This window comes from Achromobacter marplatensis, assembly GCF_049060505.1.
GTDB lineage: Bacteria > Pseudomonadota > Gammaproteobacteria > Burkholderiales > Burkholderiaceae_B > Achromobacter > Achromobacter marplatensis_A.
Genome location: NZ_JBMGRB010000003.1, coordinates 341678 through 361885 on the forward strand (window position 1 = coordinate 341678; position 20208 = coordinate 361885).

The window sequence follows — 20208 nt, forward strand, 5'->3', positions numbered from 1 at the left end:
CACGGCCACGGCTAATGCTACTGTTCCGCCTGTGCAAGGAGTACATGCAATGGATCAGAAAACGAAGCCCTGGGCTTTTCCCAAACCCCATCCGGAAAACACCCCACGTGGTGAGCGCAACAAGCAGGAGTTCGACGCTCCCGCCGAAACCAAAAAGCCTGCAGCGAAGCCGCGCAGCAAAAAAGAACCGCCGGCCGCAAGCCGGGTGCGTTCATGACGCTGCTGGCCTGGTCACGCGCCGCCACCTTGGCCGCGCTGTCCTCGCTAGCCCTGGCCGCCTCGGCCGCCCCCGACGTGCAAACCGGCGACCTGGTATTCCAGCAGTCCCTGTCGGCGCAAAGCCTGGCCATCCAGCAAGCCACGCACTCCCCCTACAGCCACATGGGCATGATCGTGACGCGTCAAGGCCGCCCCTACGTGCTGGAGGCCGCGGCGCAGGTCAGCTATACGCCGCTTGACCAATGGGCGGCGCGGGGCGAACGCGGCCACTATGTCGTCAAGCGCCTGCGCGATGCATCGCGGCTTACGCCGGCCGCGCGCGAACAGCTGGCGGTGGCGGGGGCCGCTTATGCGGGCAAGCCTTATGACCTGGCGTTCGCGTGGTCGGACGACAAGATCTACTGTTCCGAGCTTGTCTGGAAGATCTATCAGCGCACGCTGGGCATCGAGATCGGCGCGCTTGCGCCGCTCAAGCGCTTTGACCTGAGTTCACCGGCCGTGCAAGCCAAGATGCGGGAACGGTACGGCAAAGACATCCCATGGGATGAGCCGATCATATCGCCGGCGGCCATGTACGAATCGGACCTGCTGGCAACGGTCGCCGATCGCTAAACCGTTAACTATCCCCGGAGCGCCTTTGATCTCCATCGCCGCGTCCCTCCTGATTGGTATCGTCATCACGCTGACTGCCGCCTGGGGCGCGCTGGCGCTGTGGATACGCGCCCCCTTGCCGCGCGCTGGGCGGGGTGCGCTGACGCTGGCCTGGCTGGCGTCGGCGCTTGCCGCCATCGCCGCGCTGGCGTGGCCCGCCTGGAAACCGGCCGGGTACGTGTTTGCCGTGGCCGTCATCGCGTTGCTGCTGTGGTGGCACACCCTGCGTCCGTCCAACAACCGCGACTGGATACCCGAAGTTGCGCGGCAGACGCATGGCGAGGTCGACGGCAACCAGGTCACGCTGCACAACGTGCGCAACTTCGACTGGCGTACCCGCACCGACTTCACGCCCCACTGGGAGACCCGGCGCTACGCGCTGGACGAGCTGCAATCCGTTGATGTGGCGCTGTCCTACTGGAACCGCCCCGCCATCGCCCACGCCTTGGTGTCATTCGGCTTTGGCCACGATCGCTACGTGGTGTTCTCGGTAGAGATCCGGCGCAAGCAGGGCGACCGCTTCTCGGAGATCGGCGGCTTCTTCAAACAGTACGAACTGAGCGTTATCGCGTCCACCGAAGAAGACAGCCTGCGCGTGCGCACCAACGTGCGCGGCGAAGACGGCTACCTATACCGCGTCCACATGCCGTTGGAGGCAGCGCGGTCGCTGTTTTTGGCTTATGTGGACAGCGCCAACCGGCTGCGCGATACACCTCGCTTCTACCACACGCTGACGGCCAACTGCACGACCATCGTGTTCCAGATGGCGCGGCGCATTGTGCCGGGCCTGCCGCTGGACTTGCGGCAGCTGGCGTCGGGTTATCTGCCGGAGTATCTATACGATTTGCAAGTGCTGCGCGGCGCCAACAACGCCGGGCAATACCGCAGGCTGGGCCGCTACACGGAGCGTGCGCGCGCCAACGCAACGCGCGCGACGTTTTCGCGGGACATCCGGCACGGCCTGCCGGGGATCGACGCCTTGTAAAGGCCTGCGATGACCACAGTTATGGATCCGACGCTGCGCGGCAGCGGAAAAATCACCGGCCTGTTCTTCAACGCGGAACAAGACGTGGCGGCGGTCGTCTCGGAATTCGCGTTGCTGGCCAACCCGCGCGCGCGCGCCGCCTACGGAGGCAGGACGCTGCGCTATCGCGTCGCGCTATACCGCCGCGATACCCTGGCCCCCTTCGCCGCCTTCGACGACCTGCGGTTTCCCGTCAACGATGTCGCCTTCCACCCCACGGGCACGATGCTGGTCATTGGCGCCGGCCGCTATGACGGCGGCTTTCTGTTCGAGGGCGATCTTGTCGTCTGGGATTGGCATCAGGCGCACGGCAGCCGTCCGTTCAAGAACGTGCCCGAAGTCGTGCGGTGCCGCTACAACGCGGCGGGAGACCAAATAGAAGCCTGGGTGCGTCCATGGGACGAGGAATGGGGGCTGCCGACCGACGATCCCGACGCGGCATTCGACACCTTGTACGTCGTGCGGACAAAGGCGCCCGACACATCAAGCGCCGCATTCCGTCCAGCGGACCTGGAACTGGATCCTACGCACATCGCTCCCCGCGATGAACCGCCGGCCCAATCGCAAACAGCAGAAACGCGCCTGATGGACTGGTTCGGCATCCGCCATTGGACAGGCCGGGGCGCCATTAAAGACGTCGCCTGGCTAGACCATGACCGCTTCGCCGTCGCGCACGACGGCTGTCTGCTGGAAATCTATCATCGCAACGGAGATCGCATCGCCGCCTACGACGGCCCGGGACACGGCGCGGAGATCTTGCGTGGCGCGGGTGTTCACGTTCATGTCGTGGAGACGACGGATCATCCTGCCAGCTACGGCCGACAGGACTCGCGGCTGTACACATTGACGGACGGCGGGCTGCGCCAGACGCGGGCCTATGAGGGCGAGCTTACGTTTTCGGCCACGCCGCAAGGCGCGCTGCTAGGCCGTCAGAACCGCTTTCAGCTGGCGCGCACGCGCGCCCAGGATGTGCTGGTGGACCTGGTTTCGGGCCAGGAATGGCGTCTTGATCTGGGACATTTCGATTGCTTCAACCACTACATCGGCATACGCGGCGCGCCCTGGCTGTTCTTCTTGCAAGGCACGCCGGCCAGCTCGCACGAGCGCAAATGGCTGTGCATCGCCCAGACCGACGGGACCGTGCGCCGACTTTGGCCCTTGCTTGCTCCCGACAGCACGCCCGCCAGCCACGCTATGGAACTTTGCGGCTGCTATGTCGATGACGCCCTGGGCGCAGGCGTGATCATCAGCGGCAAACACTACTCGCCCACTGTCGACAGCGCCTACGCCGGCTTTGTCTACCGCAAGCCGCTGGATCGCAATCGTGAACGTTGGCGTCTGCCCACGCGCGCATCGGCCAGCGCCATTGTCCACTTGCCCGAGGCCAACCTGATCGCGGCCGCATTCCTGGATGGCGGCCTGCAACTGATCGACGCACAGACAGGTGCGCTGCGGCTGGACGCCCGCGTGCGCCTGGACGGCTTGCCCACCCTGATCATGGCCATGGACGCCGCCGGCGACACGCTGCTGGCGGGTACCGTGGACGGCAGAGTTGCGGTAGTGGAAGCCAGCGCGCTATGCGCCCGCGCAACGGACAGCCGTGCGGAAATGCCTGGCATGGTGGATCTGGACTGAGTCTGGCGCGCCACCTAGACCGTCCAGGCCACCACCTTGTTCCGGCCAGACGTCTTGGCCTGATATAGCGCCTGGTCCGCGCATTTCAGGACGGTGGCCGAGTCGCTCCCATCGTCCGGCCAGCGCGCCGTGCCGATCGAGATGGTGACGTGGCCCACCTCGCCCGGCATCCGATGCGCCTGGATCGCTTGCCAAATTCGCTCGGCGACGTCCCTGGCCGCTTCCTTGGATGCGCCGGGCATCAGGACCAGGAATTCTTCCCCACCAACCCTGCAGGCAGCATCATCTGCCCTGACCGAGTCGCGCATGATATCCGCCAGCGCCATCAACACCTGGTCGCCAGACGCGTGGCCGAAGGTGTCGTTGACGCGCTTGAAATGATCCAGATCCAGCGCCAGGACCGCAAAGGGCTCACGCGTCGACATCAAGCGCGAGATTTCGCTGGCGACGCCCCGGCGGTTCAGCAGTCCCGTCAACGGGTCCGTCATGGTTTCGGCATTCAGCTTGCCAATCTGTTGCTGGTGCAGCGCCATCGTGAAGCCAACCGCTTCCCGCAGTTGTTCCGCCTCGAAGTAGTTAGCCTTCGCCGACTGGATCAACGGCGCCGCCTGCGCGTCGTCGCCCGACTTCATGGCGCGCGCCAGGACCGCCAACGGCCGCGCGATCCAATACCCCATCGCGGACACCATCAGCAGCATGACAATCGCGGCAGGAATCGAATACCAGAATATTTGCCACATCAGCCCGTGCAAGGGTTCCAACGTTGCCACCACGGGCCGCTGGACCACCACGCCCCACCCGCCCTGCCGCATGCGCGCGTATCCGGCCAGCATCTCCGCACCCACGCTGTTGGTGACCGGCATCGAGCCGGACTCGCCACGCAGCAACGCCTGCACGACGTGGTTGTTGCGCTGGTCTGTCCCGATCCACTTCTGCTCATGGTGGTACAGAATCTTGCCGTCCGCGCCGACCACATAGACATAGGAACCGTCGCGGTAGAAGTGTTCCTGCAGCAGCTTGTCCAGTTCGGTATTACGCTGAAGATAGATCGCCGCGCCGACAAACCCCAGGTACTTGCCCTTCACGTCCCTGATCGGCTCCGTCAGCACGACCGTCCAGATACCTTGCGAAGACAGGAAGGGCGGGGTCACATTGCGCTCTTGCGCCACGCCCCGAAGATCTATCCTGGATGTGTTCGCGCCCTGGCCTTGCGCGCCAGGCAGCAGCGTCGCGTAGCCGATCGTTTTGCCAGCCGCATCCACCATACCCGCCGCGATGACGCCGTCCGTCTGCGCGGCCAAACGCAAGGCCTCTTCGTCCAGCGCCCTGGGGTTGTCCATGATCCTGGGCAGCCGATGGGCACTGGCTTTCAATTGCTGTTGGAGCGAACTGATGTACAGGTCAACCACCTCGGCGAGTTTCACCGCATAGGCGCGGTTGGCCTCCAGCGTCGTCGCGACAAGCTGCTCTTTCTGCACGTTGTATGCCGCAAACAGCGCATTGGCGAAAGCCACCGTGGCGCTGAAGACGGACAGGGCGACGATAAGATGCAACAACGTGATCCTGGGCTTGCGCAAGCGGCCTCCTGATGTCCCGTACCGAAATGTCGCGGACCGGATCCCATCCGGCCCACTTTTTTGTCAGATACGTTCTAGCATCCCGCGCGCGGATCATCCATCAGAACAAACGCAGCATGAATCAAAAAACAACAGGTCGACGCAAGCCCTTGCGTCGGGGCGTTACGCCTTCTGCGCGGTAGCGACGGCTGCCGGGGTGGCGCGGAAAGACACGCCCAAGCGGTTGAACGCATTCATCAGCCCGATCGCGTAGGTCAGGTCGGCCAGCTCCTTCGCGCTGAACTCGGCGGCCGCCGCGGCATAGTCCTCGTCGGGGACGCCGGTTTCAGACACACGCGTGACGGTTTCAGCCCAGGCCAGCGCCGCGCGTTCGCGGCCACTGAACACCGCCCCGGCTTCATGCCAGACCGGCACCAACACCAACTTATCGACGGTAAGCCCCGACTTGATCAAGTCACGGGAGTGCATGTCGATGCAATAGGCGCAGCCATTGATTTGCGAGACCCGCAAATAGACCAGGTCGATCAGCATTTTCGGCAAGCCGCATTTCTGCAAGTAGGCATACACGGCGCCAAAGGCTTTGTAACCGTCTGGGGAAGCATTGGCGTAATCAAGGCGGGCAGTCATGGCGGGTCCTGGAGGGTCGGTTGTAAAGCGCTATCGTGCGCCCTCTTGGACCATAACCATAGAGCCATAATCTGCATTAGCGACTAGGCCATGCATCACCGCTTCCCGCACAGGGCCTGCCAGGTAGCATTCGCATCCCGAATCTGCCGCCGGATCTCGGCGGGCGTGGCATCGACTTGCGCGGCATTGCCGAAATAGACCGGCCGCGCGTGCTCACAGTATTCAACGCCGACCCGGGCCGGCGCCGCGCACCCACTCACGCTTAAGCTCATCAGCAATAGCCGCGTCATCCAGGCGCGCCGTCTCGTCCTGCACATGTTTTACCTCCTGGCGGGCGCGACCGGCTTGCTCGTTTAGTCGGTCTTCCCGCTCTTTACGTTCGGCGTTGCGCCCCGCTCCGCGTCCCTTCACATACGCCATAGCCAGCAGGATGAGCGCCCCGCAGACGGCCATGGCACCTGACTGGAAGCGCTTAAGCCATGCGAGCATGCGTGCCTTCCACCGCGACGGCCGCGTGGGCGTGCAGCGCAGGCCATGTCCGCGGATGCGGTTTGCCCGGACGCCACGTCCGCACATAGAGCGACCAAGCGCCTGCAGCATCTCCCACTGACGGCAGGCGTCTGGCATCGGTCCAAAGCAGCAGGCGCGCGAAGGCGCAGGCGAGCACATCGTCGGTCTCCAATACCGGATAGACTGCCGCCGCGGACGGCGCGACACGGCAGGCCGCGCACACCTGCTGCGCCGTGTCCCGGCTAGCCGGATGCGCCAGCACGCCCCGCACGCCGCCGCCCTGCTCGAACTGCCAGAATCCGCGCGCGGGGCCGCCGATCTGGCGGCGGTGCAGGAATCGGCTTTCCTGCAGGCCAATCGCTAGCAGCATGACATGAGCCTCCGGCGCGTCCATCCGGGCGGGCAGCAGCGCCAGCGCCGGCCTGATGACGGTCCGCGTGATCGCGTCAAGATCCATGCTTGTCTTCCCCATCCTGGCTCAAGCCCCATACTTTGGCGCGCACTTCGGCAAACCATGCCAGCACGCCCTTCTGCCGCATGCTCGCCATCCAGCGCATGTAGGCCCCCAGCACCCACCACGCCGGCAAGCCGGCCAGCAGCATGCTGGGGCCCAGCACGTAGAACTTGGCCAGCAACGCATCATCACTGCCGGCGCCGTGGTGCGCCAGCCAGGTCATGGCCTCCATCAGGGCGGGCTTCCAGGCGATGACGGAAGCGGCCAGGGCCGGCCCGAACAGGAAAGAACACGCGACGGTGGACACCGTGCGCACGATGAATTCCCTGACAGTGCGCGGAGGCATGATCAGCAGGCCGAGCATGGCCGTGATCGCCGCGGGGATGCCGTACGCCATGGCGACCTTCAAGGCCGCCAGGCCTCCCAGGCCTGTAGAACCGGGTTCCATAATGGGGTTGCTCCTGTGAAGGGTCTGCAGGATTGCCTCCTGTAAGGACGAAAAAAAGCCCGCACATGGGGGCAAAGTGAAAAGCACAAAAATCGGATGTGCGCTACAACTCGGGCTTTTATCCATGAAACCCTGGTCCCGCCGTCAGCCCCGCCGCAAGTCCACGCCCACCCTGGCTGAAGCGCTGACGCGCTATCTGGCCGAGGTGTCGTCCACAAAGAAGGGCCATGCGGCAGAACAGTCCATCGCACGCGTCTGGCGCGCTACGCGCCTGGCTATCCGGCCCGTTGACCGGATTCGCAGCTCGGATTTAACCGAGCTGCGCGACGAGTGGCTCAAAGACCGAGCGCCCGCCACCGTGGTGCGGCGGATGGCGTTCTTGTCGCATGTCTACACGGTGATCCGGAAAGACTGGGGCTTCGACCAGCTAGCCAATCCGGTGCAGCTGGTGCGCCGCCCTGCGGTGGACGACGCGCGCGATCGTCGGCTGTTCGACCGCATCACGTTGCGTGGCGTCTCCGACGACGACTGCCCCCGTAAGGAGCTGGAATGGATCATCCGCGCCACCCGGTCGGCCGAGCTACCCACCATCCTCACGATCGCCAAAGAAACCGGCATGCGCAGGTCCGAGGTGGTCGGTATCCTGCGCGAGAACCTTGACCTGATGCACGGCGTGGTGCACCTTCCGCATACAAAAAACGGGCGCGCGCGAAACGTTCCGCTGACTCCGCGCGCGCGCGAGGCGCTGCGCCGCTGGGTCACGGGCAAGCCCCTGAGGGGCCGCATCTTCAAAATGCAGCCCGGCTCGGTCACGCGCGCCTTTATCCGTGCGCGCCGACGTGCCCGCCAGCACTACGAGGGCATGTGCCGCCACTATGGCCGCCGGCCAAACGCTGCGTATTTCCGCGACCTGCGGTTTCATGATCTGAGACATGAAGGCACATCGCAGCTTGCTACGGTGTTCCAGATTCATGAGTTGGCCAAGGTCAACGGCAACGTGGACACCCGGATGCTGCTGCGCTACTACCATCCGCACGGTCGAGAGTTGGCACAGAAGCTGGTGCGCAGCCCACTGGGGCGGCGCCAACTGGAAGAAATGCGCCGTGAACGCGATATCGAGTCAGAGGCGCTGCCCCTGGCGGCGTAGATCCTAAGTCGCGTCCGAATCGCGTTCGGCCGGTCGCGGCGGCTCGTCCGCGGTCAGCCATGCCGGCAGCGCGCCCCAGCCCGGGTAGCTGACTTTGCCGCCGGCGCCATCATGCTCGGCACCGATTGAATACGGCGTGCCAGTCTCCACCACCCATAACGGCGTGGTGCGATAGTCGTCGACCATGACCCAGGCATCACCGACCCGGCGCGGCCATTTTCCCGTGATCGGCGCAGGTGGTGCATCTTCGTATGCGCCATAGGGAATATTGAACGCGCCGGGCGAGAGCGCCAACTCGTTCGCAACGGAAGCGTAAAGATACAGCCCGTGGTCACCGGTCTGAAAAACGTCCTTCTTCATGCTGCTTTCTCCTTTGAAATGAAATTTGCACTGCAAATGCGCGGCCCCTAGGCTCGTTCAAACGAGACACGGTTCGCGACCATCAACACGCCATCACCTTTACCAACGGATCGACCGGCGGTTATTCGTATGTTCCATACTCCGCGAACATCAACCCTACGGACGCGTACACGGGCAATGTCTCGACAGCCGGCGCGGCCGGTGCTGAGACTGCGCCGAAGAGCGTTGCCTACCATCCCCGTATCCATGCGTAGCGACTGTGTCACTGCAAATGCGAGAGCGATAGCGAGCCGTCAGTCGCATGCCTATCTCGCACACAGTCATCAGCTCTCGTCCCGTTCTATCGCGGTTGGCGCGGGGGGCCTGGTTGACGTTGCAAGCTCGGCAGCGACTGGTGGCTGGGGTTTGACGACGACATCCGGAGGAACCGAAACTCGCCCTGTGAACACGGCTTATCACCCTCGAATTCACGCGTGATTTAGGTATGGACGCGGGGGCGATATGCGACGTTCGTGGGGCGGGATTCAGCGCCGACGCCGCCTACTCCGCGCCCCAGGTACAGATCTTGACCGTAGCCGGCATAGCTGCCCGTGTTCTCCGTTACACCGGCAACCGCCAATCGCGCCGGCGACAAGACATTGAGGGCGCCGCCACCGCGAGCTGCTGTCCAAACGGTCAGATCAACCGGGCCGGTGGCCGCAGTTTGACGGCTACCCATGTCCCTCGCATTTGCAGTGTCAGCGTCAGTTCCGGTGAAGCGACGGAACATATCGCGCAAATCCGGCACCCGGAACTGGGTTGCCGAATAGTCCGAGAACCAGTGCGCACCGCGGTTCGCTGACCAGACCGCCTCCGTTTTGGCCAAGCCCTGCTCCTGTGCGTATCCCCAAAGCCCGGCGTAAGCGGATTTGGAAAGTAGTCCGCCCACGGCGTCCACCTCGCTGGCAAGGGGCGCCGCTGTATGCCCGTCCAGCGCCCGGCCGCAAAGCGGCGACCGGTAGCCGGTGAAGAAGGCCGTGGACACCCAGATCCATACTTCCGCGGCCTCCGCCACGAGGATGGGGCCGACGTTCGTGGAAGGCAGCGACGCGATGGAATAAATCCGGGGGAAACTACCTTCGATATAGGCGGTCGTGGCCAGGCGGGTGCTTTTATCACCGGCGGCGGGCGTCTCGGCCCGCGGCGTGCCGGTGAACGAAGGACTATTAAGATTGGCGAGCGTGATCGGTGTCGACCAAGCGTTGCCCGAACGCTCCCGGAATTGGAGAACACCGCTGCCAACCTGGTTGGCCAGCTGAAACCCCGCTGTCCCGTACACCTTGTGAAGGATGAACCCGTTGCCGACCCAATTTCCTGGTCCCGGCGTGCCTTTCGGGCAGTAGAGACCGGAGACCAGCGTCGGGTCGTCCAGGTCGACGACGGCGGGCTCGTCGGACACTCCTCCAAGGCCGACGGCCTTCAGGGTGTCGTCAAGGGCCTTGGCAACACCGATGTCCGTAAACACCTCCCCTGGCGTGCGCGAAACCAGCGGTCCGTTGTCTGCCCCCATCAGAAAGGAGCCGGCGGCTACGGTGTCCAGCCCGGTCCCTCCCCGCGCCACGGACACCGTACCCGTCTTCAAGTTGCCCGCGTTCAAATTCTGCTGTGCGTAGCTGAGCGCGTCCAAGCCGTTGGCGGACAACGGCCGACCCGTCACCGCCGCCAGCCCATCCAATTGCTTGTAGATCCACGCCAGCCGTTCATCAGTCGTCTGCTGAACCTTGTTGAACTGTTCGACCGAAGGCGGAACGGAACCGATGAACGACCAGCCCGTCTTGTATTGCAGGTCGGTGATACCTTCGGTCAGGCCGTTTTGCGCCCAGGTGGATTTGAAGAGATCGAAGAAAGTAGGGTCTGCCATTAGTAGATACCTCGCGCCAGCACGCCGACGCCAAAGCCAAAGAAACCTTGCCCGCGGAAACCGAATGGTTTCTCGGTCGAGCCGGTGATGAGTTGCACGCCGACACCGGCGGCTTGCGGGACCCACTTGTAGGGGGATGCCATGAGGGGGTCATTAGGGCCCGGAATCCGGCTGACCCAGATACGGATCTTCGCGTTGCCGGCGTTCTGCACGATGACGCGCTTGACCTCGAAAATAGGCTTGAGCGAACTTGCGATCTCCGGCGCCGTGCCGTGCCCGCTGTTCAGGGCGATCTTCCAGTACAGCAGCTTGCGGTATTCGGCATCGAACAGCGTCGTCGAGCCGGCTACCGGCCTTTCGTAGGCGCGCCGGAAGCGGGCGTCGCCGAAGCCGCCGACATTGGGTTGCCCCTGGAAGCCGAAGAAGCGGATGTAGATCGCTTCGTCGATCACCCGGGGCAGGCCGACGATCTCGCCGATGCCGTCCAGCTGCCTGCCGATGGCCGTATCCAGCCAGCGATCTTCGTACAGCGCGCGCAGCGCGCCCTGCAGGCCATCGGCCGGCTTCAGCAGCGCCTTGACCAACGCCTCCAGCCGCCGTTTTCCTTGGAACTGCCCCAGCCAATGGCTCCATGCGATCTGCCCATGATCTTGCGTAAGGTCCATCAGGTCACCTCGATGCGGGACAGGTCGAAAGCCGCGACCTGGAAGTCCTGGATCGCCACGTTGGCGGCGCGATAGTCGGCCGGGGCCGGCGTGAACGACGGGTTGGCCGAGAACGCCAGCTTCAGATCCACCGAGGCCAGCCCAGGTGTACGGAAGATCGCGCCGTAGAGCCGTTGCAGGATGACATCCTCGCCAATGGCGGACGCCTCGCCCACCGACGCCAGGCTCTCGGCGATCCGCTGGAACCCGTCGGGCGGAAACGCCTGCTCCGACGGCGGCAACAGTGTGGTGGCGCAGCGCACCCACAGGTAGACGCGTTCCGGCCGGTCAAAGCGGATAACCTGATCCGCGCCTTCCGCGTCCTTAAGCGTCACCTGCTGCTGGCCATAGGTGTCGATGCCGGCTGCCACCACCCGGAAGATGGCGTCGGCCACCTCGTCATCCAGGCCGCCATCGGCGACCACATGCACGCTATGAGGCGGACGGCCCAGCGTATCCGGCGTGTCGGCGCTGTTCATGAACACCTTGACCGTCCGGACGCCAGCCACGCGGTCGCGCACATTGGGCGCGATGCTGGGCAGCGTTGCAGCCCCCAGCCGGAACAGACCTGTCGGATATCGCGCACGCAATTCCGCCGCGCTCTCCGCAAGCCGCCCCGCCACACCCGCCTGCAGGTTGTCGACCGCATCCCAGCCATCGACCTGGGTAACGATGCCGTTCAGGTCCCCGACCGCCGCGCCTTCCGCCGACGCGTCCGACGTCACGGCCAGGCCTGGCGAACCCAGACGGACCAGCGACAGGCTGGCGGACCACGCAAAGGCCGCCGCCTTGCGCCCATCCGTGTGAATCCGCACGGACGCGCCGTCGCTCGACACCTGGAACCCGCCAGGCGTCAAGGCCGCCACCAACCCCGCCAGAACCTGCGGCAAGTTCGCCGTCACGCCGCTCGTGTAGGTATAGACGGCGCCATCGATCGACACGCTATACACCGTCAACGGGGCGACGGCGGGCCGCAGGACCACATCGGCCGCCGCGCGCGCCACGATCTGCGTAGCGCTTTCCACGACCCACAAGTTCTGGCTGACGCGGTGCCGCACCTGGGCGCCCGCCGGCACCGTCGCGCCTTCTGTTCCATACAGCACCACGTAGGCCCGCGACGGTTCATCGCGGTAACGCGATACGCCGGTGAAAGACACCGCACGATCCAACGACACGCCCGTTGCCGACCCGGGGTACATCGCGTAGTAGACGCCCTCCGCTTGCTCCCACAAGGTCGCCTCGCGCTCCGCGAAGGTATCGATCAACAAACCGGTAATGCTGTCCGGGCGGGTTTCCACCGCACCGTTGAAGCCGGCAGATTGCATGCGGGCGCGCAGGTCCGCCACGATCTCCTGGCGGATTTCGGGCAGGCGCGGGCGCACAAACCCGTCCGGTGTGACACCGTAGGCCATAAGTACCTCAAGAAAAGTAGGGATTAGGACTTGCGCAGCTCGACGACGCGTTCGAGTCGTCCCGCAGCCGTGTCGACGTCATACGCGACGCGCAACACGCGTAACTGGCGTTCCACCTGGAGCTCCAGTCCGCGCACGCGGACCACGCCAGGCACGGCACGGATCCGGGCGCGGAAGATGGCTTCGATGCTGGCACGATCGGGCGACTTCACCAGAACGTCCTCGAAGTACGGCACGCCAAACGAGGTATCCAGAAACCACTCGCCCAGAAAGGCCAGCAACGTGGTTTTGATCTGCTGCGCGATACGGTCGGCGCCGTCGACGAACGCGGCACGGCCAAGAAGGTCCAGGTCCAGGTCGTGGTCGGCGGATAAAGCAAGGTCAAGAGTCATCAGACAGGGCTCTCCGTGATGCCGCCGGCATAGGCGTGGCGGTGGGTGTCGCCAATGTCCTTGCCGTTGTGGGTGATGGCGCCGCCTTCGTAGGCCACGCCGCCCCGGATCCGCATCGACGCGTCGCCTTCACCGCCTTCGCCCGCCATGCCTTGCGTGTAGGTAAGCGGCCCATTGATCGTCACCGGCGTGTTGAACGTCGCGTGTTCAGCCTGCACGGTCCAGGTCTTGACTTGAAACGTCAGATCGCCCGCCGGCGATAGCTTCAGCATTCCCGGGCCGTACTGGATGCTGACGTTCTGCGTATCGGCGGCCATCGTTCCCGGCCGCAGCAACGGCGACGCGAAGGCGTCGGACAGATCGAACTGCCGGGGGTCGTCCGGCGGGCCGTTGTCGCCCGCCAGCCAGTTTTCCAAGGCGCGGGCGGAGAACGACAGTTTGATCGCGTCGCCGGCCTTCAAGGGCACCGAGATCAACGCCTGCGCGCCGTGCACGTCGCCCACGGGCCAGCACACCGGTACGCGCACCACCTGCGGCGCCGGCAGCACTTCGCCATTGGCCAGCCGCTTGGCCAACGCTGGCCTCGCGGTCACGAACGTGCCGTCGTAGGCCACGACTTCGCCGGGAAGCGTGGTGTAGATGTCCGCCAGTTCGGTCGCGATGATATGGCGGATCAGGGTGACTGCATTGCTCATTTAGGCTCCTTTTTCTTCGGCGGTGCACTGCGGTCGACCAGGCCCAATTCCGTCTGCCAATCGCCGCCTTCGCTATCGCCCTTGTGGTTAACGGTCTCGACACGCTGAAACACGTCGACCGTCCGGCTCTCGAGCTTGACCAGGTCGCCTGGACTGACCGTCGGCAACAACAGCGACTTCACTTTCCAACCGTCGCGCTGCTGGCGTCCACTGGCCGGCCTGGCGGCGGGGGCCGGGCCGCTCCCGCCGCCTTTTCCGACCCCTTTCGATTGCGCCTTCTCGGTAGCCGCCTCGCGGGTACGCTCCGGACGGCCCAACAGTCCGGTATCCACGGCAAGCACAACAGCCTGCCGCCGCGTGGTGCCCAGCCGTTGGACGACTTGTAGCTGCTGATTCTGGATCGACCATTCCAGGCCCGTGCCCTGCGTCACCTTGTGCAGCGCGGTGCGGGCCGCGCCATAGAACGAGAAACCCTGCTCCCAGCGCCGGTCGGGCACGTCATCGGCCATCACCAGCGGCAAGCCCATCTGGCGTGCGATATCGCGGATGATGACGCTGGCCCGAGCGCCGGCGCCAAGGCCAATCGACACCGCCGTATCGCGTACTTCGGTGTAGCCGTCCTTGACCGTCAGTTCGGTCACCACGTCCGGCTGTTCGAACCGGGTGTAGGCAAACACCACGCTGCCTGACGCCATCAGCAAGGGACCGCCCTCTTCCGCATAGCCCGCATACAGAACGCAGCGCAAGCCGGGTTCTTCCAGCGCACGGCGGGTATCTGCCGCCAGGTTGTACAAGGTGATCTTGATGTCGTTCGGCTCTTCATTGGCCTGCTTGGCGATGTCGAAAGTGATGCGCAAAGGCGGAACAACTTCCAGCCCCTGGCCGCCGCCCTTACCGATGAGAAGCCGGTAGACCCGGTCAAACCTGGCCATCGGCCACCTCCTGGGCATCAACGTAGATCAAGGCGACTTCGCCCGACGGCAGCGCGCCGCGGCTGATCGCATCACGGCGGTCCGGCGCCAACGCGATCAGTTCACCGGCGGGCACCGTCAGATGCCGGTATCCCGCCAGCAACGGCGAACCCGGCACGACCGCGATGCCGGCCACGACCAGCGCGTTATAGGCGTTCTCGATCGACAACGCCCAGAGCTCGGCTTCACTGTTCCAGGACAAGCGCAAGAAGTAGGTCACGCCATCCAGGTCGACCTCGGTCAGGCTGTCATTCACGTCCGGGACGGGGATCTGGATCATGGCCCGACTCCTGGCGTGTTGAAGACGCCGCCGCGCTGCTTCGGATCGACCGGGGCGCCATTCGTCTTTCCGGCGTTGGTCCGGGTCGCGCCGGCTTTGCCGGTGGCGCTGCCGGCGGTCTTCTCCGGCGGAATGTCCGCCTGGCGAAGCGTGACTTTCCGGATTCGCTTGAAGCTTGCGGAAATTTCGAACCGGTCACCGCCGCCATTGCTGCGGCCGATTGAGCAGTTCTCCATCACGAAGTCCACATACACGTCCATGCCGGTCGCAATGCTGACGGGCAGCCGATCGGCGTGAACCTTGCGCAACGCATCTTTGGCGCCGATCAGTTTCGACCGGCCAGCGCCGGACGACCCGCCGCCCAAACCACCGTCCCGCTGCCTCATGCCGCCCAGCAACGTAATGTCGGCCGCAGTCACCCATCCGTCCAACGTCAATTGTTCCGACTCCTGGACCACATGGTCCGTCACCGGCGGGCCGTCTTCCACCGCGTATGACGTCGCCCGGCTATTGAGCGTCGTCTTCTCGCTTAACAGCGCATCAAGCGCCACCGTGCCAATACTGCTGCCGCCATTCCATCCAAAGATCATGGAAACAAAGTTCATCATTGCTCCTAGCTGTTCGACTCGACGGGCGGCATGACGTCATATCTCTGGAAGAGGCCTTCGGTGCCGCGTCGCGATCCCTCATCCACGCCCTGCAGCACCGCGCTGCGTACCATCGGAGAGTCCAATCCCGTCACATTGACGACGATGTCATTACGGTTCTGATACGTGAGCGGCGCGCGGCCGGCATTCGATCCGGCGCCAATCGCGGTGGCGGGTGAAATCGACGGCACTTGCAGGCTGCCCACCACGCCAAGCCATGCGGGGGGCCTGTCGCCCTGAGCGCCCGGCGCATCCATCACCGAGGCGTTCTCGTCGGACTTCATCCAGTCGGGCAACAAGTCCTGGAACCAGGTTTTCGCTACCTTGAGCTTATTCAGCACCCAGGTCTCGATCGCGCTGCCGATCTCTTTGACCGTGGCGACCATCCGGCCGCCCATCCCCGAAAAAAATGACCAAAGGCCTTCGAACGCGCCGCGCCAGTGCGCAATTGCGCCATCCCAATCGCCAGTGAAGACCGCGACGACGCCCTTGACGAGTCCCTCCCAGAATGCCCAGATCGCCTTGATGTATCCCAACACCGGCCCCAGGAACGAGTCGTTCGCCATCGCCATCAGCTCGTCCCAGGTCGCCGAGATGTACGCTTTGATCACATCCCAGTTTTCCCAGATTTGCCACAGCGCCAGCGCAAGCAGGCTGATCGCCGAAATGATCCGGCCGACAGGCGTCATCGCGAATGCGTTCCACAACGTGGGCACAATGGACGTCGCCAGGTACATGAACGCGTTCCCCAGCATCGGCAACGCAGTTTTCGCCAACCACAGGATCACATTGCCGATCGGGGAAAGAACCTGCCACAGGCCGAAAGCCATCACCGCGATGGTCCCGAACTGCGTGATCCAAGGGCCCAACGCCGTGCCCGCGCCTAGCAGCAGGTCCTTCACATAAGCGATCACGGCGGACACGGCATCAAGCTCTTCCTGCCACTGCTCCACCCCGCCGATCCAGCCTCCCAGCACTGAATCGCCGCCTCCAAGCCAATTGGCGATATCCTGGCCAATCAGATAGATCGTGCTCAACACGGCCGCCATGCGCAGCATCGGCGCCACCGACCGCGACCATAGCGACAACATCTGCATCGCGCCCGCCGGGCCGCGACGCATCGACATGGCGGCGTCCAGCCCCAAGGCCGCCCGCGCGGCCCCAAGCAGCGACGGGATCAACCCGCCCGAAAGAACGGTGGCCTGCCGGAGTCCGTTCCCCAAGGACACCAGCGCCGTGCTCGCCCCCGCCAATGCAAGCAGTTTGACCACGGTATCGATGTTGTCCGCCAGGTACTGGATGGCACCCGTCACCGCCTGTAGCGCAATGCGGCCACCGGGAAGCGTCTCGCCAAAGTAGCGCTGCATGGCGTCGTTGAAGACCGTCATTGCCCCCGCGATGGATGCGGGCGCGTTCTCGGCTTCCGCACGCATCCTGGGCAATTCCGATTGCAGCGCGGGCAATGCGCGGTCGGCCGTGACCTGGCCGCCCTGCACTTGCTCGCGCAGCTGACTGCGATCGACATTCAGCCCGGCGGCCAGCGCATCCTGCATGCGCCGCGGCAAAGTGTTGTATTCCTCCAGGCCAAGTCTGCCCTGCTCGATCATCTTCAGCAACGAGGCGACAACGCCGCCACGATCCTCGGACGGCGTGCGCGACAGGGTCATGCTCAGCGCCAAGGCTTCCGTGACTCCGGCCGCGTCCTGCGTGGGCCGGCCCTGGTCCTCCAGCGCCTGCCGCGTGCGTGCGTAGTTGCCCGCGTTCTCCGCATACGACGAGCGGCTCGCGCGAGAAACACGGGCGACATCGCGGTCCGCCTGCGCGTATTGGGTGTCATCCCCTACCGCTAAGCGCAGGCGCCCCTCGGTAAGGGCCCAGGCGTCGATATCGCTCAAGATCCGTTTGAGCGGGATATCCGCGGTTTTCCGCAGGTTCTGCACACTGGACAGCACGTTCGAGAATGCCTCGCGCATGGCCGCGCCTGCCCGAACGCTGGCCCGGGTCATGCCGGCCAGCGTCCCTTCGAACGCCTGCCCGTACACTTTCAAGCCGGAATCATCCACCTGATACCGCAGCAGCGTCACCAGTTCTCGTACAACGGTCATCGTTACCTCGCCTTTCGTTCTGCCGCAGTCCTGGCCGCCTCCTGGGCATCCATCAGCGCGTTCAGCTTCAGGATGTCCAGAAGGTCGATATCGCCGCGCTTAACGGCGTCCAGACTGACGTGGCGGGCCAGGATGGGCCGCCAGATGATCAACTCTCGTTCGAGGCCTGCGTCGAACCGACCGACAGGCTCGCCAACTTCGCGCGGGCCGGACCAAAGCGGCCGACCCAACGCACCAAAGGGCCGGCGAAGTTGTGCTCGAGGATGTGGAACAGAAGCTCCAGGATTTCGGCGTAGTCGGCGAACGCCAAGGCGCGATGCGCGGGCGTCAGCTTCTGGGCCTCCCGGCCATCGAGTTCGAAGCTGACGAGTTCGGCGTCGATCAGGCGTTCGGCCCAATTAGCCAGGGCGTCGCCGCCCAGCTTGGCCGACAGTTCGCGCAAGGCATGCTGCATCGCCTTTTCGTCCCGGTCCAGCGCCGCGCCCTCGCCACCGAACACGGCGGTCAGCATCGACCCCGCTGCGGGCAGCACTTCCTTTTGCAGGTCGCCCAGCAACTTCAACTGACGAAACGGATCGAACCGGGAAATCCGGAAGACCGTTGAACCAATGGCCACTTCCTTGACGGCGCTCATCAGGTGTTGCCTCCGATGACGTTGATGGCGGGGCCCGTTTCGATCGACCACTCGCGGTTGCCGACCTTGGCGCCGTAACCCGCATCGGGCGTCTTGACGATCCACGCCGAGTCCGAGGCGTGCAGCGACGTACCGCGCAAGTCAGTCACGGAAATCGGCACGGCGCCGTTGCCATCGGTGGCGCGGTCGGCCTGGTGAAGCGCGGTCAGCGCGGCGTTGCTGGCGCTGGTTTGCATCAGCGTCAAGGTGATGCGCAGGCGCGAATCGCGCGACATGGAACGCGCCACCTCGCCATCGACGCCGACGACGGAGGCAATGCCTTCGCCGATTTCAGCCACGGTGACAAAGGTGTCTTCGGCCAGGCCTGAGATGGGCAACGCGCCCATCACGATCTTCACCTGATTGGGTGCGTAGGTTTTGACGGACATGGATAGGCCCCGATTACAGTTGTTGGTAGGTGAGGTTGCCCTTGATCTCGGCAACATGGATGGCGCCCGCCAGGCGGGCGCTGAACGTCAGGTCGCGCAGGATGCGGTTAGCCTTGTCGTTCGCGGAAACGCTCGCTGCACGCGGCACGTTGATCACGAAGCCCGGGATCTTGCGGCCTGCTTCGTCGATCTCGTCGGGCGCCACCAGTCCGCGGCTCTGGCCCAGCAGCAACGCCTGGCGGATGCCGTTGACCAGGATCTGGATGCCGACGTCGGTGTAGGGCACCTTGCCGTTCGCATTGATCAGTTGCGAGGCGACGTTGATCTTGACCTGCTCGGCCAACCAGTCACGGCCGCGGATCACATCGATCCATTCGCCCGCGGCGACCTTGCCGTTTTGCGTCACGGCAAAGTTGCGCATCTGCTCGAACGTGTTGGCGTTCTTCGCATGCGCGGCCAGCGCCTGGCCCTCGGTCAGACTGTCGTAGGTCACGCCGGAGAGTCGCGTGTTGGCCCAGGTTTCGCCCCCCGGATAGAAGGTGAAGCGGTTGGCGGCGACAGCGGCGTCCAGCGCTTCGCTGTCGGCCAGGCCGTGGTACCACACGTGCGTGCGGAAGTACTGCTTCTGCTGGCAGCGCGACGCGATGTCGTTGGAGACGGCCGCGTCGATGATGCCGGCCTGGTCGCTGGATACGCCGAACAGGCGCTCGTTCGATTCCACCCATTCGGCGGCGTCCAGCACATCCGCTTCGACACGACTGGCCAGCGACACGCCATACCAGTCGCCGTTCTCGCGCAGGCAGGCGTTCAATGCGGCCGATGGCGTTTCAGTGCTGACGGGCGCAGCCAACTGCAGGTTGCCCGTCACGGCGATGGCCAAGGCCTGGCCGTTCACGGCGGTGGTCACGGCAACATCGGCGCCCGTGGCGACCGCCGTCACGGGCGCATCGGTCTCGGCAATCGCGGTGGCCAGGGCCGTCGCGAGCGTCTGCGGCGTGCTATCGGCGGTGCCCGTCACGTTGACGTCCACCTTTTGCACGGCACCATTCGCGTCGCGCCACGAAAGCGACACACCGTAGTCGGCAGCGGCGGCACGCGTCACGGAAACGCGCGACGCATCCACCTGGCGGCGGCCGACAAAGACGCGGGCCACGGTCGGGATCTGCTTGAAGGCGTCGCGCACCGCGATATACAGCGGATCGGTCTGCGCGATGCCCATGTCGAGCAATTCGCCCGCCTCGGTCACCGCCAGGACGCGGTTCACGGCCAGCGCATGCGCGCCCAGGATCAGGATGTCAGAGAAGTTCTGCTCCTTGATCGCCGTGGTGTTAAGCGAGATCGCCACATTGACGATCCGGTCGATTTTTGCCATTTGCGGCTCCAAAAAA

General features: G+C 64.5%; 24 protein-coding genes. 5 read left to right on the forward strand and 19 right to left on the reverse strand.

Annotation, left to right across the window (positions count from 1 at the left end; genetic code table 11):
• The first annotated feature begins 49 nt into the window (after positions 1–49).
• From ACI0FO_RS09795 to ACI0FO_RS09810, 4 genes are read left to right on the forward strand one after another with little or no spacing between them, the layout of a single operon-like run.
• Complete coding sequence (locus tag ACI0FO_RS09795) at positions 50–217, forward strand: hypothetical protein (protein WP_416026189.1); 168 nt, start codon at positions 50–52, stop codon at positions 215–217.
• Entirely contained in the window at positions 214–831 is a 618-nt protein-coding gene (locus tag ACI0FO_RS09800; RefSeq protein ID WP_416026191.1) for a YiiX family permuted papain-like enzyme, read from the forward strand. The genes ACI0FO_RS09795 and ACI0FO_RS09800 overlap by 4 nt, the downstream gene beginning before the upstream one ends.
• A 34-nt stretch (positions 832–865) precedes the next feature.
• Entirely contained in the window at positions 866–1855 is a 990-nt protein-coding gene (locus tag ACI0FO_RS09805; protein WP_416026607.1) for a DUF4105 domain-containing protein, read from the forward strand.
• 9 nt (positions 1856–1864) lie between these two features.
• Complete coding sequence (locus ACI0FO_RS09810; protein WP_416026193.1) at positions 1865–3529, forward strand: hypothetical protein; 1665 nt, start codon at positions 1865–1867, stop codon at positions 3527–3529.
• Between the two features lie 14 nt (positions 3530–3543).
• Here ACI0FO_RS09810 and ACI0FO_RS09815 read toward each other — a convergent pair whose 3' ends face one another.
• The 5 genes from ACI0FO_RS09815 to ACI0FO_RS09835 all read right to left on the reverse strand — a co-directional run bounded on the left by ACI0FO_RS09815 (position 3544) and on the right by ACI0FO_RS09835 (position 7145).
• The gene (locus ACI0FO_RS09815; RefSeq protein WP_416026194.1) at positions 3544–5106 is read right to left on the reverse strand and encodes a sensor domain-containing diguanylate cyclase; all 1563 of its coding nucleotides are present in this window, start codon (positions 5104–5106) and stop codon (positions 3544–3546) included.
• 162 nt (positions 5107–5268) lie between these two features.
• Positions 5269–5733: a carboxymuconolactone decarboxylase family protein gene (locus tag ACI0FO_RS09820; protein WP_416026196.1), complete on the reverse strand. Its 465-nt coding sequence runs from the start codon at positions 5731–5733 to the stop codon at positions 5269–5271.
• Between the two features lie 222 nt (positions 5734–5955).
• The gene (locus ACI0FO_RS09825) at positions 5956–6222 is read right to left on the reverse strand and encodes a hypothetical protein (RefSeq protein ID WP_416026198.1); all 267 of its coding nucleotides are present in this window, start codon (positions 6220–6222) and stop codon (positions 5956–5958) included.
• Complete coding sequence (locus tag ACI0FO_RS09830) at positions 6206–6700, reverse strand: hypothetical protein (protein ID WP_416026200.1); 495 nt, start codon at positions 6698–6700, stop codon at positions 6206–6208. Before ACI0FO_RS09830 ends, ACI0FO_RS09825 begins: the two co-directional genes overlap by 17 nt.
• Positions 6690–7145, reverse strand: coding sequence for a hypothetical protein (locus ACI0FO_RS09835; RefSeq protein WP_416026202.1), 456 nt, complete (start codon positions 7143–7145; stop codon positions 6690–6692). Before ACI0FO_RS09835 ends, ACI0FO_RS09830 begins: the two co-directional genes overlap by 11 nt.
• 124 nt (positions 7146–7269) lie before the next feature.
• Here ACI0FO_RS09835 and ACI0FO_RS09840 point away from each other — a divergent pair, with 124 nt between their 5' ends.
• Positions 7270–8292, forward strand: coding sequence for a tyrosine-type recombinase/integrase (locus tag ACI0FO_RS09840; protein WP_416026204.1), 1023 nt, complete (start codon positions 7270–7272; stop codon positions 8290–8292).
• A gap of 3 nt (positions 8293–8295) precedes the next feature.
• Here ACI0FO_RS09840 and ACI0FO_RS09845 read toward each other — a convergent pair whose 3' ends face one another.
• The 14 genes from ACI0FO_RS09845 to ACI0FO_RS09910 form a co-directional block, all read right to left on the reverse strand.
• Positions 8296–8652 carry a phage tail protein gene (locus tag ACI0FO_RS09845; RefSeq protein ID WP_416026206.1) on the reverse strand — a complete coding sequence of 119 codons (357 nt, stop codon included), beginning with the start codon at positions 8650–8652 and terminating at the stop codon, positions 8296–8298.
• A 478-nt stretch (positions 8653–9130) separates the two neighbouring features.
• The gene (locus ACI0FO_RS09850) at positions 9131–10552 is read right to left on the reverse strand and encodes a hypothetical protein (RefSeq protein ID WP_416026208.1); all 1422 of its coding nucleotides are present in this window, start codon (positions 10550–10552) and stop codon (positions 9131–9133) included.
• On the reverse strand, positions 10552–11217 hold the full coding sequence (locus tag ACI0FO_RS09855; protein WP_416026210.1) for a DUF2612 domain-containing protein: 666 nt from the start codon (positions 11215–11217) through the stop codon (positions 10552–10554). Before ACI0FO_RS09855 ends, ACI0FO_RS09850 begins: the two co-directional genes overlap by 1 nt.
• Positions 11217–12668, reverse strand: coding sequence for a hypothetical protein (locus tag ACI0FO_RS09860; RefSeq protein WP_416026212.1), 1452 nt, complete (start codon positions 12666–12668; stop codon positions 11217–11219). Before ACI0FO_RS09860 ends, ACI0FO_RS09855 begins: the two co-directional genes overlap by 1 nt.
• Positions 12669–12691: 23 nt before the next feature.
• Positions 12692–13060 carry a hypothetical protein gene (locus tag ACI0FO_RS09865; RefSeq protein ID WP_416026214.1) on the reverse strand — a complete coding sequence of 123 codons (369 nt, stop codon included), beginning with the start codon at positions 13058–13060 and terminating at the stop codon, positions 12692–12694.
• Positions 13060–13755 carry a Gp138 family membrane-puncturing spike protein gene (locus tag ACI0FO_RS09870; RefSeq protein WP_416026216.1) on the reverse strand — a complete coding sequence of 232 codons (696 nt, stop codon included), beginning with the start codon at positions 13753–13755 and terminating at the stop codon, positions 13060–13062. The genes ACI0FO_RS09865 and ACI0FO_RS09870 overlap by 1 nt, the downstream gene beginning before the upstream one ends.
• Positions 13752–14687 (reverse strand): phage protein, encoded by a 936-nt coding sequence (locus tag ACI0FO_RS09875; RefSeq protein WP_416026218.1) that lies wholly within the window; start codon positions 14685–14687, stop codon positions 13752–13754. Before ACI0FO_RS09875 ends, ACI0FO_RS09870 begins: the two co-directional genes overlap by 4 nt.
• Positions 14674–15006: a phage baseplate plug family protein gene (locus ACI0FO_RS09880; protein ID WP_416026219.1), complete on the reverse strand. Its 333-nt coding sequence runs from the start codon at positions 15004–15006 to the stop codon at positions 14674–14676. The genes ACI0FO_RS09875 and ACI0FO_RS09880 overlap by 14 nt, the downstream gene beginning before the upstream one ends.
• Complete coding sequence (locus ACI0FO_RS09885) at positions 15003–15611, reverse strand: phage baseplate protein (RefSeq protein WP_416026221.1); 609 nt, start codon at positions 15609–15611, stop codon at positions 15003–15005. Before ACI0FO_RS09885 ends, ACI0FO_RS09880 begins: the two co-directional genes overlap by 4 nt.
• Positions 15612–15619: 8 nt before the next feature.
• Complete coding sequence (locus ACI0FO_RS09890; protein ID WP_416026222.1) at positions 15620–17758, reverse strand: tape measure protein; 2139 nt, start codon at positions 17756–17758, stop codon at positions 15620–15622.
• A 2-nt stretch (positions 17759–17760) separates the two neighbouring features.
• The gene (locus ACI0FO_RS09895) at positions 17761–17910 is read right to left on the reverse strand and encodes a hypothetical protein (protein ID WP_416026224.1); all 150 of its coding nucleotides are present in this window, start codon (positions 17908–17910) and stop codon (positions 17761–17763) included.
• The gene (locus tag ACI0FO_RS09900) at positions 17907–18392 is read right to left on the reverse strand and encodes a phage tail assembly chaperone (protein ID WP_416026226.1); all 486 of its coding nucleotides are present in this window, start codon (positions 18390–18392) and stop codon (positions 17907–17909) included. The genes ACI0FO_RS09895 and ACI0FO_RS09900 overlap by 4 nt, the downstream gene beginning before the upstream one ends.
• A complete protein-coding gene (locus tag ACI0FO_RS09905) occupies positions 18392–18820 on the reverse strand; it encodes a phage structural protein (protein WP_416026228.1) in 429 nt (142 codons plus the stop codon). Before ACI0FO_RS09905 ends, ACI0FO_RS09900 begins: the two co-directional genes overlap by 1 nt.
• A gap of 13 nt (positions 18821–18833) precedes the next feature.
• Positions 18834–20192 carry a DUF3383 family protein gene (locus tag ACI0FO_RS09910; RefSeq protein ID WP_416026230.1) on the reverse strand — a complete coding sequence of 453 codons (1359 nt, stop codon included), beginning with the start codon at positions 20190–20192 and terminating at the stop codon, positions 18834–18836.
• Between the last annotated feature and the right edge of the window lie 16 nt (positions 20193–20208).

Excerpts from the sequence above, each read along its gene's own strand:
- ACI0FO_RS09820 (WP_416026196.1), bottom strand. The coding sequence starts at position 5,733 with ATGACTGCCCGCCTTGATTACGCCAATGCTTCCCCAGACGGTTACAAA.
- ACI0FO_RS09870 (WP_416026216.1), bottom strand. The coding sequence starts at position 13,755 with ATGAGCAATGCAGTCACCCTGATCCGCCATATCATCGCGACCGAACTG.
- ACI0FO_RS09880 (WP_416026219.1), bottom strand. The coding sequence starts at position 15,006 with ATGATCCAGATCCCCGTCCCGGACGTGAATGACAGCCTGACCGAGGTC.
- ACI0FO_RS09795 (WP_416026189.1), top strand. The coding sequence starts at position 50 with ATGGATCAGAAAACGAAGCCCTGGGCTTTTCCCAAACCCCATCCGGAA.
- ACI0FO_RS09800 (WP_416026191.1), top strand. The coding sequence starts at position 214 with ATGACGCTGCTGGCCTGGTCACGCGCCGCCACCTTGGCCGCGCTGTCC.
- ACI0FO_RS09860 (WP_416026212.1), bottom strand. The coding sequence starts at position 12,668 with ATGGCCTACGGTGTCACACCGGACGGGTTTGTGCGCCCGCGCCTGCCC.
- ACI0FO_RS09875 (WP_416026218.1), bottom strand. The coding sequence starts at position 14,687 with ATGGCCAGGTTTGACCGGGTCTACCGGCTTCTCATCGGTAAGGGCGGC.
- ACI0FO_RS09855 (WP_416026210.1), bottom strand. The coding sequence starts at position 11,217 with ATGGACCTTACGCAAGATCATGGGCAGATCGCATGGAGCCATTGGCTG.
- ACI0FO_RS09910 (WP_416026230.1), bottom strand. The coding sequence starts at position 20,192 with ATGGCAAAAATCGACCGGATCGTCAATGTGGCGATCTCGCTTAACACC.
- ACI0FO_RS09885 (WP_416026221.1), bottom strand. The coding sequence starts at position 15,611 with ATGAACTTTGTTTCCATGATCTTTGGATGGAATGGCGGCAGCAGTATT.
- ACI0FO_RS09830 (WP_416026200.1), bottom strand. The coding sequence starts at position 6,700 with ATGGATCTTGACGCGATCACGCGGACCGTCATCAGGCCGGCGCTGGCG.
- ACI0FO_RS09890 (WP_416026222.1), bottom strand. The coding sequence starts at position 17,758 with ATGACCGTTGTACGAGAACTGGTGACGCTGCTGCGGTATCAGGTGGAT.
- ACI0FO_RS09850 (WP_416026208.1), bottom strand. The coding sequence starts at position 10,552 with ATGGCAGACCCTACTTTCTTCGATCTCTTCAAATCCACCTGGGCGCAA.
- ACI0FO_RS09845 (WP_416026206.1), bottom strand. The coding sequence starts at position 8,652 with ATGAAGAAGGACGTTTTTCAGACCGGTGACCACGGGCTGTATCTTTAC.
- ACI0FO_RS09840 (WP_416026204.1), top strand. The coding sequence starts at position 7,270 with ATGAAACCCTGGTCCCGCCGTCAGCCCCGCCGCAAGTCCACGCCCACC.
- ACI0FO_RS09905 (WP_416026228.1), bottom strand. The coding sequence starts at position 18,820 with ATGTCCGTCAAAACCTACGCACCCAATCAGGTGAAGATCGTGATGGGC.
- ACI0FO_RS09900 (WP_416026226.1), bottom strand. The coding sequence starts at position 18,392 with ATGAGCGCCGTCAAGGAAGTGGCCATTGGTTCAACGGTCTTCCGGATT.
- ACI0FO_RS09835 (WP_416026202.1), bottom strand. The coding sequence starts at position 7,145 with ATGGAACCCGGTTCTACAGGCCTGGGAGGCCTGGCGGCCTTGAAGGTC.
- ACI0FO_RS09825 (WP_416026198.1), bottom strand. The coding sequence starts at position 6,222 with ATGCTCGCATGGCTTAAGCGCTTCCAGTCAGGTGCCATGGCCGTCTGC.
- ACI0FO_RS09810 (WP_416026193.1), top strand. The coding sequence starts at position 1,865 with ATGACCACAGTTATGGATCCGACGCTGCGCGGCAGCGGAAAAATCACC.
- ACI0FO_RS09865 (WP_416026214.1), bottom strand. The coding sequence starts at position 13,060 with ATGACTCTTGACCTTGCTTTATCCGCCGACCACGACCTGGACCTGGAC.